Annotated in this window: 14 protein-coding genes; 10 read left to right on the top strand and 4 right to left on the bottom strand. The window is 41.9% G+C overall.

Annotated features, from left to right (window positions below; all coding sequences use genetic code 11):
• Window positions 1-90 precede the first annotated feature (90 nt).
• The 3 genes from WKK05_RS16075 to trpB form a co-directional block, all read right to left on the bottom strand.
• Window positions 91-369, bottom strand: a complete 279-nt coding sequence (locus tag WKK05_RS16075) for a hypothetical protein (RefSeq protein ID WP_341530610.1) — start codon at window positions 367-369, stop codon at window positions 91-93.
• Window positions 370-549: 180 nt separating this feature from the next.
• Complete coding sequence (locus tag WKK05_RS16070) at window positions 550-1,692, bottom strand: class I SAM-dependent methyltransferase (RefSeq protein ID WP_341530609.1); 1,143 nt, start codon at window positions 1,690-1,692, stop codon at window positions 550-552.
• Window positions 1,693-1,723: 31 nt separating this feature from the next.
• A complete protein-coding gene (gene trpB / locus WKK05_RS16065) occupies window positions 1,724-2,965 on the bottom strand; it encodes a tryptophan synthase subunit beta (protein WP_341530608.1) in 1,242 nt (413 codons plus the stop codon).
• Between the two features lie 253 nt (window positions 2,966-3,218).
• Between trpB and WKK05_RS16060 the strand changes: the two genes are divergently transcribed.
• The 5 genes from WKK05_RS16060 (at window position 3,219) to WKK05_RS16040 (ending at window position 6,274) form a co-directional block, all read left to right on the top strand.
• Complete coding sequence (locus WKK05_RS16060) at window positions 3,219-3,566, top strand: translation initiation factor (protein ID WP_341530607.1); 348 nt, start codon at window positions 3,219-3,221, stop codon at window positions 3,564-3,566.
• 138 nt (window positions 3,567-3,704) lie between these two features.
• Window positions 3,705-3,863 (top strand): YqaE/Pmp3 family membrane protein, encoded by a 159-nt coding sequence (locus tag WKK05_RS16055; protein WP_341530606.1) that lies wholly within the window; start codon window positions 3,705-3,707, stop codon window positions 3,861-3,863.
• Window positions 3,864-3,931: 68 nt separating this feature from the next.
• The gene (locus WKK05_RS16050; protein WP_341530605.1) at window positions 3,932-4,801 is read left to right on the top strand and encodes a class I SAM-dependent methyltransferase; all 870 of its coding nucleotides are present in this window, start codon (window positions 3,932-3,934) and stop codon (window positions 4,799-4,801) included.
• Between the two features lie 836 nt (window positions 4,802-5,637).
• A complete protein-coding gene (locus WKK05_RS16045; protein ID WP_341530604.1) occupies window positions 5,638-5,913 on the top strand; it encodes a hypothetical protein in 276 nt (91 codons plus the stop codon).
• A gap of 112 nt (window positions 5,914-6,025) precedes the next feature.
• Window positions 6,026-6,274: a hypothetical protein gene (locus tag WKK05_RS16040; RefSeq protein WP_341530603.1), complete on the top strand. Its 249-nt coding sequence runs from the start codon at window positions 6,026-6,028 to the stop codon at window positions 6,272-6,274.
• A gap of 366 nt (window positions 6,275-6,640) precedes the next feature.
• On the opposite strand, the gene WKK05_RS16035 is transcribed toward WKK05_RS16040, so the two are convergent.
• The gene (locus WKK05_RS16035; protein ID WP_341530602.1) at window positions 6,641-7,960 is read right to left on the bottom strand and encodes an acetyl ornithine aminotransferase family protein; all 1,320 of its coding nucleotides are present in this window, start codon (window positions 7,958-7,960) and stop codon (window positions 6,641-6,643) included.
• A gap of 631 nt (window positions 7,961-8,591) precedes the next feature.
• On the opposite strand from WKK05_RS16035, the gene WKK05_RS16030 reads away from it, so the two are divergent.
• From WKK05_RS16030 to WKK05_RS16010, 5 genes are all read left to right on the top strand, one after another.
• Window positions 8,592-9,947 carry a hypothetical protein gene (locus WKK05_RS16030; protein WP_341530601.1) on the top strand — a complete coding sequence of 452 codons (1,356 nt, stop codon included), beginning with the start codon at window positions 8,592-8,594 and terminating at the stop codon, window positions 9,945-9,947.
• 181 nt (window positions 9,948-10,128) lie between these two features.
• On the top strand, window positions 10,129-11,637 hold the full coding sequence (locus tag WKK05_RS16025; RefSeq protein ID WP_341530600.1) for an acyl--CoA ligase: 1,509 nt from the start codon (window positions 10,129-10,131) through the stop codon (window positions 11,635-11,637).
• 173 nt (window positions 11,638-11,810) lie between these two features.
• The gene (locus tag WKK05_RS16020; protein ID WP_341530599.1) at window positions 11,811-12,812 is read left to right on the top strand and encodes a 2-dehydropantoate 2-reductase; all 1,002 of its coding nucleotides are present in this window, start codon (window positions 11,811-11,813) and stop codon (window positions 12,810-12,812) included.
• Between the two features lie 236 nt (window positions 12,813-13,048).
• Window positions 13,049-14,575, top strand: a complete 1,527-nt coding sequence (locus WKK05_RS16015; protein WP_341530598.1) for a tetratricopeptide repeat protein — start codon at window positions 13,049-13,051, stop codon at window positions 14,573-14,575.
• 45 nt (window positions 14,576-14,620) lie between these two features.
• Entirely contained in the window at window positions 14,621-14,806 is a 186-nt protein-coding gene (locus WKK05_RS16010) for a hypothetical protein (protein ID WP_341530597.1), read from the top strand.
• Window positions 14,807-14,828: the final 22 nt, after the last annotated feature.

The raw sequence follows: 14,828 nt of genomic DNA, 5'->3' as shown, positions 1-14,828 counted from the left end.
CAATTCAATAGAATATAGTAAAGGCGCACAGTTAACTATACGCCCTTACTGAGTATTATGTATATCCAAAAGAAGACTGCTAGAGATAGTCTAAAGCGTGTCTAGCTGCTCCTGTAGTACGCGCAATACCCGTGCAATATAGTCTGCCCGCCACTGCTCGCGTTGTTTGGCTACCTCGTCGTCTGGTTTATAAGCCTCAATATCGGCAGCAGATAAAACATCTTTAGCCGCTAGCAACCGTTCTATGGTATCCAACCGCTCATGCAATACGGATACCTCCCCTGTCAAAGCTATGACAATCGCCAGTAAATTATCGATTTGGGAGTCATCGAAGTAAACAGGTCGTTTACCCTTGGCTGTCTTTACCATCCTCACTACCTCTAGGTTGAAAGTGCTGAGTTAGGAGTTACGAGTACAGACGCGATTATACTCTTACAAGAAGCCGCTCTTCGAGCGTCTACGCGTCTGTACAGGAGTTAAAAGTCAACAGTCATTAGTGATTAAATTATCTCCTTTATTCCCAATCCCTAATCCCTAATCCCCAGTCCCCTACTTAGTTGCAGCTAATACAAACCAAGTACCTCGGCTGTCTGATTTGCCATTGGCTACTTTTGGTTTCCATGCGCCGTTAGGGACAAACTTCTCGAATACTTTATCTGCTGCAAAACCAGCCTCAGCGGCTAGAGCAACTAAATCTAGGTCGCGTACAGCGCTCCAAAAAGGTTCGTTGTTGTTAGCTGTTTCCCAGTCATACATGAACTGTGAATAGGTATCCATGTGATGATACAAAGGTGCTTCCACATGAAGCATCATTCCGCCGGGAGCCAGCAGACGATAAGACTCTTGCATCACTTTACGCACAACTGGCGGGGGAATTTCATGCAGCAAAATGTGTGAAACCACCAAGTCAAATGATCCATCTGGGAAGTTGGTGTGTTCAGCATTTTGCTGTGAAAAATGTACGCGTTTTCCTAAAGATTCTGCCCTGGCATGAGCGTAACGCAACATTGCTGGGCCTATATCTATGGCATGAACTTCCGCATCTGGATAGCCGTCTACGTAGGGCAATGTGCTATTGCCGATAGAACAGCCCATGTCAAGAATTCTCTGGGGTCGAAAGTCGGGAAATTCTTGCAGCAGGTAGTTTTGGACTATGGACTGTCCCATGTCATCGTTCAGCGGCCCCAACCAACCTAAACCATAAACGTAAGCCCCGCGGTCATATGTTGCACCAGCAGCTACATCGTCAGCGGTGAACTCACTGTGATATCCTCCTGGCATACAGTGAATATCTACAGCAGTTTGATAAGAGGGTATTTTAAAATTGGGGTCGAGAGTTAAAGTACCCAGTTGACCACTCTTGTCTTTGGCACGCTCAATTAATTCTGGCAGTTGTCTGTTAACACTTGTGTTAACCGACTCCCATAATATTTCCTGGTTAATCCGCTTTAGCGCACTGAACCAACGGTAATGCGGTTGATCCTGCATTACTTCCCGAATTTCATGACGGTTTTGGGGAAGACGCTGATGTTGTTGTTCAAACTTCGGCTGCGCTAGTTTTTCATAAACTACTTTAATACCTGGAGCAACATTCCTAAAAATGTGCATTTTCAGACTTTGTACAAAGTTTTGCCGTGCTAACTCATCGTGAGTGGGTTGTGGCAACATGGAATGTTGGAATTGTTGATCCATCAGTGCTTTCTCCTGGGAATTTAGCTTCTATTTACGCAGGATTTAAAAATTTAGCTACTGTTTGTACATCCTTATCACCTCGTCCTGAGCAATTAATTACAATCCGAGGACTGCCGCTAAGTTGAGGACAGAGGGTTTCCAGGTAAGCGATCGCATGAGCCGTTTCCAATGCTGGGATAATACCTTCTAAGCGAGACAATCGCTGGAACGCTGCCAAAGCCTCTGCATCCGTTACACTGTAGTACTCAGCACGCCCAATATCCTTTAAATAGCTATGTTCCGGGCCAACGCCAGGATAATCTAACCCTGCACTAATTGAGTGTGCCTCAATTATTTGTCCATCTTCATCCTGCAATAGATAGCTCATTGCCCCATGCAATACACCAACTTGTCCTTTTGTCAAGGTAGCGGCGTGTTTTTGGGTATTGACACCTTCCCCAGCTGCTTCAACTCCAATTAGCCTGATAGAAGCTTCATTAACAAACTCATAGAACAATCCCATAGCATTGGAACCACCGCCCACACAAGCTATGAGAATATCGGGCAACACACCCCACTTTTCAAGGGCTTGAGCGCGAGTTTCTTGCCCAATCACTGCATGGAAATCACGCACCATCATCGGGTAAGGATGAGGCCCTGCTACTGAACCCAGGATGTAATGAGTAGTTTCAACATTCGTCACCCAATCGCGAATCGCCTCAGAAGTTGCATCCTTGAGGGTTCCCGTCCCCGCAGCTACCGGACGTACTTCTGCCCCCATCAACTGCATTCTGAACACATTCAAAGCTTGGCGTTCCATATCATGAACGCCCATATAGATTATGCATTCCAGACCAAAACGAGCGCAAACTGTTGCTGTAGCAACTCCATGTTGTCCAGCACCCGTTTCGGCAATAATTCGCTGCTTGCCCATGCGCTTTGCCAACAATACCTGACCAAGGGCATTATTAATTTTGTGAGCGCCAGTGTGATTTAAGTCTTCACGCTTCAAGTAAATTTGCGCCCCTGTGCCATCTGGTCTGGCATAATGAGTGGTCAGGCGCTCGGCAAAATATAATGGTGTAGCGCGTCCCACATAATCCCGCAACAACTCCTGTAGTTCTGCTTGAAAACCTGGGTCATTACGGTATTGCTGATAAGCTGTTTCTAGTTCAGCAAGAGCAGGCATCAGTGTTTCCGGAACATACTTACCGCCAAAGCGGCCAAAGCGTCCTTGTGTATCGGGAAATTGGGCAGTTGACGGAGAAGTTGCAGAAAGTGGAGTAGTAGTCACAGGCTGATTTCAATGACGGGACGGACTTCATTATTATAAGAAAGTCTCAGGCAGATAGAAGATGAGATTTTACTAACAAATACAGTGCCGAGAAGTAATTCTTTAGGAGGATAGCGAAACTACTAATACCTACAACTGGGTTACTTTTTAGTTTATTGCAATCATGGATGATGTTAGCCTAGAAGTTGATTTCCAAGCACAATGGGTATTTAGAAGTCACTACTGCTCTAAATTTTTCCTTAAGCAAGATTTTATGTCTTCTTCCAATTCAAAACCCTCCGACAAACGCTTTATCTACCGCGAATTTGGCAACGACAACTCAGCCGCGATAGAAAGACCAATTCCCGAACTACCTCCGCAACAACAAAACCTCCGAGTACAAGCTACCCGCAGCGGGCGTAAAGGCAAAACTGTCACAGTGATTAGCGGTTTTCAAGCAAAACCAGAAACCTTAGCAGATTTGGTGAAGCAGTTGAAAACCCAGTGTGGGACAGGTGGGACTGTTAAAGAGAATGAAATAGAAATTCAAGGCGAACACAAGCAGAAAATTCTCGATATCCTAACCAAACTAGGTTACAAAGCCAAAATTAGCGGTGGTTAATGAGTGCGGTTTACCGCATCTCAACAGCGATGTTAATCGTTAATGGCAATGTTATCTTGAAGAAGTACAAATATGTTTGAACAGTGGTGAGTTACAGCACCAAAAACCTGTTCATTTTGAGATTAGGGAGAAGTTTATATGGATATAGTTCGTCTTTTGTGTGCCATTTTCCTACCGCCTCTGGGAGTATTTTTACAAGTAGGTTTCGGTTTAGACTTTTGGATTAATATCCTTTTGACACTTTTTGGTTATATTCCTGGAATTATTCACGCAGTTTGGATAATTGCAAAGAAATAATAATACATTAGAGTAGGTTGGGTGTCATAATTTTTCTACTCAACCTCCTACTAAGTTAATGCTTAATTATGACGAATGCACCCTTAAGAAAAGAACTTCACGAAGAGAACCGTTTATCTTGGAATGAAGCGACTAAGGCGCACAATAGCCATAAAGGTAATCAGGCAAAGTTTTTTCGAGAAGGTGGAAATACACTTTTTCCTGAAGAGAAAGAACTTTTAGGAGATATTGCTGGTTTATCAGTGGTTCATCTTCAGTGTAATGCTGGTCAAGACACTTTGAGTTTGGCTCAACTTGGTGCTGTGATGACTGGCGTGGATATTAGTGATGAAGCGATAAACTTTGCTCAAAAACTTTCAGAAGAATCCGGGATACCAGCTACATTTTATCGTGCAGATATATTTGATTGGTTAGCAGAGACAATTAAGAAAAAAGCACAGTTTAATATTGTATTTTCCTCCTACGGAGCAGTTTGTTGGATATCTGATATTAATATTTGGGCGAAGGGAATCGCAGCTATTCTTAAACCTAGTGGGCGCTTTGTTATTGTGGAATTCCATCCTGTCGCGATGATTTTTGATAGGGATTGGAGCCACAAATTTCCTTATTTTAGTAATGGAAAACCTCTGACTTGGGAAGACGGCATAAGCGATTATGTGGCTGCTTCTAGTGATGGATTGTCTTTATCAGATTATGAAACGGGTATTGAAAATTTTTGCAATCCCCACCGTTCTCACGAGTTTCAGTGGAGTATTGGCCAGATAGTCACCGCATTATTGCAAGCTGGACTGGCTTTGGAAGTCTTGCAAGAGTACCCTTATTCTAATGGTTGTAAGCTTTTTGAGCGGATGCATGAAACTCCTGGAAGACGGTGGTTTCCGCCTGAAGATGTGCCAAATCTGCCGTTAATGTATGGTATTGTCGCTCGCAAGGTATGAGCAAATGCTGTAGGAGATAAGTAAATAAACAAAAATATTTACAGTCATTGCGAACAAAGAGAAGCAATCCTAACCCTTACGATTGCGACCCTGCGTGAAGGCTTCTCTACGAGACGCTATGCGAATGCCTACATTAAGCTTCACTCCATTCGTAATGACATTCTGTCAGGCTACTTAGTGCTTGTCCCTAGCAACCATATCTGTATGACGTAAAAATTGAACTGGTATTACGGGTTAAAAGAGAGTATCTATCAGCTAAAACGTTGCATCACGGGCTTTTACCAAATATTTGTAAGCTGCTTTACGAATTCCTTTAAGTTTGTCAAGTTTTATTCTGGCGGCTGAGAGTTGGTAATGCTTTTCTTCGCTTCAGCCAACTGGTGCGAGTATTAAATAATACTTGCATTTTTTAGTCTAAATTCAACTGTTTTAGCCTAAACGCCAATCTCAAGAAATAGTTTATCAGTATTTAAAATTTTCTTACAGAGAATTACTGAAAACCGAGATGAGCAAAAGATTGATAAATGCTTACGTAAATCCGCTGATAGTCTCATATCCTACCTTCATAAATCCCGCAGAAATACAGTTACGCTGATTCCTATTTATAAGCAAAACTACACTCATCTAATTCATTAAGGCGCTATAGCATCTTTACAATGTTGCTTATACAAATCTAGCTTAAGTGAGCAACACAGATGCCTGAAAACTGGAAACAAGTTTCACATACAAAACTCGATACTTGTTGTTTACTGAACTCCTAGCTAACTTACAATCACGCTTACAGTAAGTTAATTTTATTGCCAGCTTTACATCTTTTAATTTAAGGAATGTTCAATATGTCACTAGCATTAATTGAAGATATGTTTAATGAGCCAGAGTGGTCAGAAGAAAGTGCTTTGCCTGCCACAGATAGCGAGTTATTGATTTTAAGTGAAAAACTTTTAGAGTTTGAAATTCCTACCAAGGTTTTCTTTCAAGCTATAGCTATTGCAGCTTACGATTGTGCATCTGCTTTTCGGTATGCTGATAACTATCTGACTACACTCAAGAATAAAAATAAGCATACAGCTTTACTTATGCTAGAGTATGCAAGTAATTTTGAAAATAATTAAAATGCATTCAATGATATTGATCTCATAAATATGATGTGCAACATAACTTTTACTTTTTTAAGTTAGTTAGCTATCATTTGTTGTGCAAAAATAACAAATAAGGAGTGAACCGATGACACAAGCTCATCAAGAAGACAAAAACAGATTTATTTATCCTCGCAGTCGCTACTATGGTGAAGTTAAGCCAGAGTACTTACTATTTAGTGCCAATCTTCAAGAATTTTCTCAAAAACTAGACTATATTACCAATTTAGAAACATCTGGTAAGCTTACTCTAGAAGAAGCTTACGAGCAGATAGAAACCCTTTGGGAAAATCTGACGCATAGTAAAAATGAACTGGGAATCATTAAAAAATCCTAACTACCAACATCGCCTTGAAATTTTTATACTTAATTAATAAATAGATTTTTTCTCAGGATATAAGTCACAATTCCTTGCTATATCATCTGGAGAGCTTGTTTTTTTGCTGGCAAACTCATGTAAACTGTCACTATTCTGCTGACGGTTGCAGTTAAACATAAATAATTACTTTGGCTACATGAACAGGTACTACCGTAACAGAATTAGTTAAGCTTACGCATAATTCATAATTGATTATTTAAAGATTTTAACTCCCTACTGAAAACCTTAACTCTTTACTGGACTATGTTTTGGATAAGAGAGGCTGCTGAAAAATAAACAAAATATAGAGCCAGCAATTCCCCTCTACTACTTCTACTTCAGCTTCTAAGAACTTAAAACCTCGCTGATAATCTCAAGGGCGATTTGAATTTGGTTATTATCGATAACTAGAGGTGGACAGAAACGAATTGCGGCCTTTCCACAACCGAGTAATAACAAGCCCTTAAAGAAAGCTTCTTGGATAATGCGATCGCGCAACTTAGAATCAAAATTACCCTCTTCATCCCATAAATCTACCGCCACCATCAAACCCTTACCTCTAGGCGGCGAAATTCTCGGAAATCTTTCATGCAATTGGGTTAAACCAGCTTGTAATAATTCTCCCATCTGGGTGGCATTTGCCATCAAGCCCCCTTCCAGTAGCCGCAAAGTAGCAATACCAGCAGCACAACCCACAGGATTACCGCCGAATGTGGTAGCGTGAGAACCGGGAGGCCAAGTCATTAACTCAGGGCGTGAAAGAATTGCTCCAAGAGGCATACCGCTGGCGATACCTTTAGCGGTGGTAATGATATCAGGCATAACACCCCAATGCTGAATCGCAAATAAGCGCCCAGTACGCCCCATGCCAGCTTGTACTTCATCGACTACCATCAGAATGCCATAGCGATCGCATATTTCCCGAATTCTCTGTAAAAAGCCATCTTCTGGGACTATGTAGCCCCCTTCTCCTTGAATTGGCTCGACGAAGATTGCTGCTACTTCCTGGGGTGGTAAAGTTGTTGTAAATAGCTGTTTTTCTAGATAATCCAGGCTAGCGTGAGTACCGTAAGGGATATGAGTTACCCCAGGTACTAAAGGCCCAAAGTTAGCTCGCTGCACTGCTTTGGAACCAGTGAGAGACATTGCCCCATAGGTGCGTCCGTGGAATGCCCCTAAGAATGCCACAATGAGCGATCGCTTGGTGTAATATCGAGCTAGTTTGATTGCCCCTTCGTTGGATTCCGCGCCGGAATTAGTAAAAAACACCCTTGCTGGAAACGTACTTTCGCCATGTTGCGGACTAGGAAAGGGGGCGCGAACAGCTAATTGTTCTGCTAACTCTACCATCGGTTCATAATAAAAATCTGTTCCCGACATATGCAGCAGACGCGCTGACTGTTCTTGAATTGCCCTAACAACTTCTGGGTGAGCGTGTCCGGTGGCGGTGACGGCGATACCTGCGGTCATGTCGAGAAACACATTACCATCAACGTCTTCTACCATACAGCCTTCACCACGAGCCACAACTAAGGGGTAGTCACGGGTGTACGAAGGAGAAGTTACAGCGCGATCGCGTTCTACAATTGCTTTAGCACGCGGCCCAGGTAAAGAAGTCACCAAACGAGGTGATCTAGGTAAATTTAAATTAACGGAGATTAACATAGTTTTTAGATTTTTTTAAGATTATTGATGATTAAACGGTGAAGTGCGATCGCTTACAGTAACATTTGATTCTATTTATGTAACATTTACACATTTAAGTAAGTAGACATAAATCAATTAAAGTTTGTAGTTTGCACTGTCTTCGAAAACAGGGCAACTATTAACCACTTTAATTATCTCTACTGCCAAATAAATCAGGATACAAAGTGCATTAGCCTGTCGCGTTAACACAATGCTAGTTGCTACAACTTCTCTTTGCAACGCACTGGCTTTCCTACGATAATTGGTTAGATATTTTTTTAATTGGAAATCCCTAAGCGTGCCTCTTGCAGAGGAACTTTGCTAACGCCTTGGTGTCGTTTTGTGACTTAGACGTACCTATAGCCCTACGGGGAAGCCAGCTAAGCGCAGCTTTGACCTTGGGAGAAGGCCTTTACGGGTGAGTGCAAAGCGTAGGCTACTCCAACAGCAGGCGGTTACTCCAAGTGGAGTGATTGCCTCAAAAATTACAAATTAGTATGAGAGTTACGGGGGTATAATACTACGTTAGACTAGGTTCCCATCATTATTTCTGGGATACACACGATTGGTGCATTATCAAATTAGTCAGTAAAAGCTTATTTTTGAATTTATGAGTATACTATCTAGCAAAAAGATTTACTTCACTTTAGGTATTGCCGCTGTTTCAATGATTGGTGTAGCCAATTTCTATTCATATATCCACTCAAAAAATCAACAGCAAACCCAACAAAATCAGCCTACACAGAACTTATCTTTTACTCAACCGAACAATTCCCCTCTATCAGAATTAAATATTTCCTCTACTTCAATCCTAGCTAATACTACAGGTGAAACATTTCAGAATTCTTTGATTGCTCACTCAACATCTGATAACACTACCAACAAGCAAGATATATCTTCATTTGAAAATTCTCTAGCATTAGCATCTAAATCCTATCCAGTCATCGATGAGTGGAAAAAATATAAGTTCAGTATTAATGGTAATCAGATTTTAACTCCAACGCAGTTGCCAACGACTAAAGTAAATTTTAACCAAGCAGATTTATTAACCGTTCTCCAAAATACTAGGAAATATTTTCAAACATATTCTTCAGAAGACCCTGATATTCAACGTACAGGGCTGCTGACAACTCAAGGCGTGACTGTACCAGATATTCTCAAGACTTTGGATTTCATGATTACTGTCTTACAAGAAGACATTGCTCAAAATCGAGCAACTCGTTTACAAGACCCTAAATTTATCAATACTCATTTTCGAGTTATTAAATGGAATGCCTATAATCCAAAGATAAAAAGTCAAAAGCAATTGCGAATTACCAAATATGCTGTATTTATTCATCCTGGCTCTCGCACGAAAACCTCTACTTATAATATCCCAATTTATAGCTTAAAAGGAAACTCCACTCCTGATAAGTTCTACACTAGATATACAAAACAAGATGTTTTATCAGGTATCTACGAACCAGGGGGCAGAGAGTTTGGTAAAGTTGAACCCTTGGCTTATCTGACACGCAATGGTTTAGAAGAAGCGCTAATGCAGGGAACAATACTGATTAATTTTACTGATGGCTCCAAAGCATTTTTCAATGTAGATAGAAATAATGGAATGTCTTACATTCGCGGATTAAAAGCAACAGCACAAAAGCGTTATTGGTATTTTAGAAAAGTTGATGCTATCAAAGGCTATGGTTACAAGATAGATGCAAAAATTTCCATCAAACCAGGAGTGACTTTTGCTGGAGATGTTCTCAACATCGGTTTAGGTAAAGTGATTATTATTGAGCATACTCAAGGTGGACGCAAGTATTTGCGAATGGGAGTTATCGCCGATACAGGCGGAGCATTTCTACCCAATCTTTATCAACTCGATTTTTTAGCAGGAATTTTTCCTAATCAAAAAGCATTTGGGCAATATATTAGCCAGTTGCCTGAATATGCTACAGCATATTTTCTCGTGAAAAAGTGAGAAGGCGAAAGCCAAATCTTCCGGAATACATCTTTTGACTTTTTATAAATTAATTTAAGGGATTAAAACCTGAATTAATTACAAGTTACTGACTAGGAACTACGAATTACTCTGATATTATCCGTGGTGTGTTCTTTGTCGTTGAACTAAGTTGATCATCTATTAACAAGTTTGCAGAACAATGAATCTATTTGAGCTTTTAGCAGGGGAAGACAATCATCCAGCCCTAGTGACACCTGACGGAGCATCACTAACATATAAACAGTTGCGCGAGAATGTTATTCAACTGGTATCCCAACTCAATAGCTTTGGATTAAAACGGGGAGAACGCATAGCTATTGCCATGACTAACGGTTCGCCAATGGCAATTAGTTTTTTAGCTGCTGCCCTGAGTGGCACAGCTGCACCCCTAAATCCCAAATATAAACAAGAAGAGTTTGCCTTCTACTACGAAGATACTCAGGCAAAAGCGCTGATTACGTTATCTGAGTTGCCAGAAGCAGCCATTGCCGCTGCCACACCTAACATGAAGTTAATCAATGCTAGGGTTAACACTGATGGCAGCTTAAGCTTTGAATTAGTCAAAACACCTTCAGAATCAATAGAATCCCTAAATACCCACTCTCCTAGCCTTAATGATGTAGCGATGATTTTGCACACCAGCGGCACTACTAGTCGCCCGAAACGTGTCCCGATTCGCCATCGTAACTTAATTGCCTCAGCCAATAACATTATTGGTGCTTACTCCCTGTCAGCAGATGACACTACACTTTGTCTGATGCCACTGTTCCACATTCACGGACTGGTCGGTTGTTTGCTGGCAACTTTGGCATCTGGTGGCACACTGGTTTGCCCCAATGGTTTTAATGCCCTAGAGTTCTGGAAACTGGTGGCAAATTTTAAACCTACATGGTACTCAGCAGCACCCACCATGCACCAAACTATCTTGGCACGCGCTAGCCGCAACACAGAAATTGTCAAAGCTAACCCCTTTCGCTTCATTCGTTCTAGTAGCGCTCCTTTACCCCCGATTATCATTGAGCAACTAGAAGAAACCCTTAATGCTCCCGTGCTGGAATCTTACAGCATGACCGAAGCATCTCACTTGATGACGACCAATCCCTTACCGCCAAAAATGCGTAAACCGGGTACAGTCGGCTATGGTTTCGGTGTAGAAGTTGGCATTATGGACACTGAAGGCAGCCTACTCCCCCAAAGAAGCTTAGGCGAGGTAGTGGTAAAAGCACCTAATGTTATTGATGGCTATGAAAATAATCCAGAAGCGAATGCTACTGCTTTTGTTGATGGTTGGTTTCGTACAGGTGATCAGGGCGTATTAGATGAAGATGGCTATCTCCGCCTCACAGGGCGCATTAAAGAATTGATTAACCGCGGTGGAGAAAAAATTTCTCCTTTAGAAGTAGATGATGTCTTACTGCGTCATCCTGCTGTTGCCGAAGCCCTGGCATTTGCAGTACCCCATAAATCTTTGGGAGAAGATATCCACGCGGCTGTTGTCCTCAAAGCAGAAGTCGGCGAAAAAGAACTTTTAGATCACTGCTCAACGATGCTTGCAGACTTCAAAATTCCAAAGCAAATTCACATTCTGGAGCAATTACCTCGTGGAGCCACAGGTAAATTGCAACGGCTGGCTATGGCGAAGTTACTTAATGTAGGGAGTAGGGAGTAGGGAGTAGGGAGTGAGGAGTGGGGAGTGAGGAGACAAGGGGGACAAGGGAGAGAATAATAACTATTAAAACTTACTACTCAGTACTCCGAATGACAAATGACAAATGACCAATGACAAATGACAAATGACCAATGACCAATGACCAATGACAAATGACAAATGACCAATGACAAATGACAAATGACAAAATGAAAATTTGTATTGTTGGTGCGGGTGCAATAGGTGGTTATTTGGGAGCGAAGTTAGCACTGGCTGGTGAAGCAGTGACGCTGATTGCTCGTGGTTCTCATCTTCAAGCAATCCAAAAAAATGGTCTGAGGCTGATATTGGCAGATGGCTCAAGTCAAGTAGCTACTCCCACTCTGGCAACCAGCGACATTCAGGAGGTGGAACCCCAGGATGTGGTAATTCTGACTGTGAAGGCTCACAGTGTTGCTGCGCTCGCTCCTTCTCTCTCTTCTCTCTATAATTCTCACACAATGGTGGTGACTGCCCAAAATGGTGTTCCTTGGTGGTACTTCCGGCAGCATGGCGGTGAGTATGAAGGTACGCGCATTCAGTCTGTTGATCCAGATGGAATCATTGAAGCTCATATCGGTGCTGAACGGGCGATTGGTTGTGTTGTTTACCCAGCAACTGAGATAGTTGAACCAGGTGTAATCAAACATATTGAAGGCGATCGCTTTACTCTTGGTGAAATCGACGGTTCTAAATCGGAACGCATTCAGTTATTGGCGCAATCTCTAAAGCAAGCAGGATTCAAAGCTCCAATCCGTAATCAAATTCGCACAGAAATCTGGATTAAATTATGGGGAAATGTGGCGTTTAATCCGATTAGCGCCCTCACTGGTGCTACCTTGGAGCGCATTTGTCAATATCCGCTCACCCGTGAATTGGCACGGCAAATGATGCTGGAAGCCCAAGCGATCGCCGAGAAGTTAGGTATTAAATTTGGTATTAGCTTGGAACAGCGAATTAATGGTGCGGAAAATGTCGGCGCTCACAAAACCTCAATGCTACAAGATATTGAAGCCGGACGCTCTACAGAGATAGACGCCATTGTCGGGGCGGTGGCAGAATTGGGAAAACTGACTCAGATTCCTACACCGCATATTGATGCTATTTATGCCAGCGTTAAGTTGTTAGAAACTACGAGAATAATTCGTAATTCGTAATTCAGAAAGTGATATTTAATCTAATACATTTAAATATTGTTCGTACAAATTTCATGCTTGTAGAGACGCGATTTATCGCGTCTTCACCCAAGGATGTGTTGCAATCATTAATTGAATTGGTATAAGTATTATTTTTGGAATAAGATAAAGTTATCGAATAGGCTTATCTCAAACCTTTTTTAATGTGTCTTAATTACGAATTACGAATTATTACAACACCTATTGGCAATTAAATAATGAAATTTAATTATGCACTTGCACCAGCAATCATTGGAGTAACAATCGCGCTTGTGCAACCACAAATTGCTGTGGCACTATCCTCAACTGAGGTAGCGAAACTTGCCAAAGCAATTACTGTGCAGATTGACAATAAAAATGGCTCTGGTACTGGGGTAATTCTGAAAAAAGACGGTAATACTTACACCGTCTTGACTGCTAAGCACGTGGTAGAAGCTCAAGCTAAATATGAAATTGTTACCCCAGATGGTCAGCGTTATCTACTTAATTACAGCACGGTGAAAAAGTTGCCAGATGTAGACTTAGCCATTGTGCAGTTTACCAGCAACCAAAGTTACGCTGTTGCTAAAATCGGTAACTCGGATGAATCCGCAGAAGGGACAACCGCTTATGTAGCTGGTTTTCCACAAACAACAGCAGCAATTTCCAACACAATTTACAATTTCACCGATGGGCGGATTACTGCTAATGCTTCTAAACCTTTGCGTGACGGCTATGCCTTGGTATATAGCAATGTGACGTTACCGGGGATGAGCGGCGGCCCGGTGTTGAATGAAAAAGGTGAATTGATTGGAGTTCATGGTAGAGCAGATGAAGCAGACATTGAAACCTCGAAAATCAATTCCACAGTTGCCTATGTCAAATCAGGTTTTAATTTAGGGATTCCCATCAATACCTTTTTGAGACTGTCGGCTAAAGCTGGAGTGGATACAGGCGTTAGTCCTCCCATTACGAAAATAGCGACAGCACCGAAAGCTGATGACTTCTACATTCAGGCTGGAGATAAGTATAAAAAGAGAGATTTTAGAGGAGCGATCGCTGATCTTAACCAAGCTATCAAGATTAATCCCAACTATGCCAATGCCTACTACAAGCGTGGAGTTGCTCGCCAGGAGTTGGGAGACAATCAGGGAGCGAGCGCCGATTACACCAAAGCTTTGCAAATTAATCCCAAAGATGACTTAGCCTACACAAGTCGAGGCTTTATCCGCTACAAGGCTGGAGATCAGCAGGGCGCAATTGCTGATTACACCAAAGCTTTGCAAATTAATCCCAACTTAGACCCAGCCTACGGTGGTCGGGCGGCTGCCCGGTATTACTTGGGAGACTTTCAAGGAGCAATTGCAGATTTCAGCGAAGTTTTACGAATTATACCCAACTATACCTATACCTACGTTGTTCGGGGGTTAGCCCGCTCTGAATCGGGAGACAAGCAAGGGGCAATTGATGATTACACCAAAGCTTTGCAGATTGATCCTAACCTTGCTGATGCCTACTACCACCGTGGTGATACCTACTCTAGAATAGGAGACCACCAAAAGGCGATCGCTGATTTCAATCAATTCCTGCGAATTAAGCCTAACGATACAGAAGCCTACATTTATCGAGCGATAGCCCGCTCTAAGTTGGGAGACAAGCAAGGAGCGATCGCTGATTTACAAAAAGCCGCTAATCTCTTTCTAGAACAAGGAAACACAGATAAATATCAAGAAACACTGGAGTTAATTAAACAGCTTCAAGAGTAGTCAGTTTTCAGAGTATTCTTTCGCCAAGAACTAATAATTACATAAATGCGATCGCTGCATCAATATCTGCGGCGAGCATCTTTAATTTTAGTCCTAGATAAGCAAGGAGCGATCGCTGATTTCCAGAAAGCTCTTAACCTTTTTCTAGAACAAGGAAACACAGACACGGGATCTCAGAAAAAAGGCTTGAGTATTTTTGCCAAAGGTTTATTGGTTGAGCTTTGTGAATGAACCTTTGAGCTTGCTGGATGAG

Source organism: Nostoc sp. UHCC 0302 (genome assembly GCF_038096175.1).
In the GTDB taxonomy this organism is placed as follows: Bacteria; Cyanobacteriota; Cyanobacteriia; order Cyanobacteriales; family Nostocaceae; genus UHCC-0302.
Note: the sequence above shows the minus strand (reverse complement) of the source record. Positions and strands in the feature narration are given on the sequence as shown.

Excerpts from the sequence above, each read along its gene's own strand:
- WKK05_RS16075 (WP_341530610.1), bottom strand. The coding sequence starts at position 369 with ATGGTAAAGACAGCCAAGGGTAAACGACCTGTTTACTTCGATGACTCC.
- WKK05_RS16070 (WP_341530609.1), bottom strand. The coding sequence starts at position 1,692 with ATGGATCAACAATTCCAACATTCCATGTTGCCACAACCCACTCACGAT.
- WKK05_RS16060 (WP_341530607.1), top strand. The coding sequence starts at position 3,219 with ATGTCTTCTTCCAATTCAAAACCCTCCGACAAACGCTTTATCTACCGC.
- WKK05_RS16055 (WP_341530606.1), top strand. The coding sequence starts at position 3,705 with ATGGATATAGTTCGTCTTTTGTGTGCCATTTTCCTACCGCCTCTGGGA.
- WKK05_RS16050 (WP_341530605.1), top strand. The coding sequence starts at position 3,932 with ATGACGAATGCACCCTTAAGAAAAGAACTTCACGAAGAGAACCGTTTA.
- WKK05_RS16045 (WP_341530604.1), top strand. The coding sequence starts at position 5,638 with ATGTCACTAGCATTAATTGAAGATATGTTTAATGAGCCAGAGTGGTCA.
- WKK05_RS16040 (WP_341530603.1), top strand. The coding sequence starts at position 6,026 with ATGACACAAGCTCATCAAGAAGACAAAAACAGATTTATTTATCCTCGC.
- WKK05_RS16035 (WP_341530602.1), bottom strand. The coding sequence starts at position 7,960 with ATGTTAATCTCCGTTAATTTAAATTTACCTAGATCACCTCGTTTGGTG.
- WKK05_RS16030 (WP_341530601.1), top strand. The coding sequence starts at position 8,592 with ATGAGTATACTATCTAGCAAAAAGATTTACTTCACTTTAGGTATTGCC.
- WKK05_RS16025 (WP_341530600.1), top strand. The coding sequence starts at position 10,129 with ATGAATCTATTTGAGCTTTTAGCAGGGGAAGACAATCATCCAGCCCTA.
- WKK05_RS16020 (WP_341530599.1), top strand. The coding sequence starts at position 11,811 with ATGACAAATGACAAAATGAAAATTTGTATTGTTGGTGCGGGTGCAATA.
- WKK05_RS16015 (WP_341530598.1), top strand. The coding sequence starts at position 13,049 with ATGAAATTTAATTATGCACTTGCACCAGCAATCATTGGAGTAACAATC.
- WKK05_RS16010 (WP_341530597.1), top strand. The coding sequence starts at position 14,621 with ATGCGATCGCTGCATCAATATCTGCGGCGAGCATCTTTAATTTTAGTC.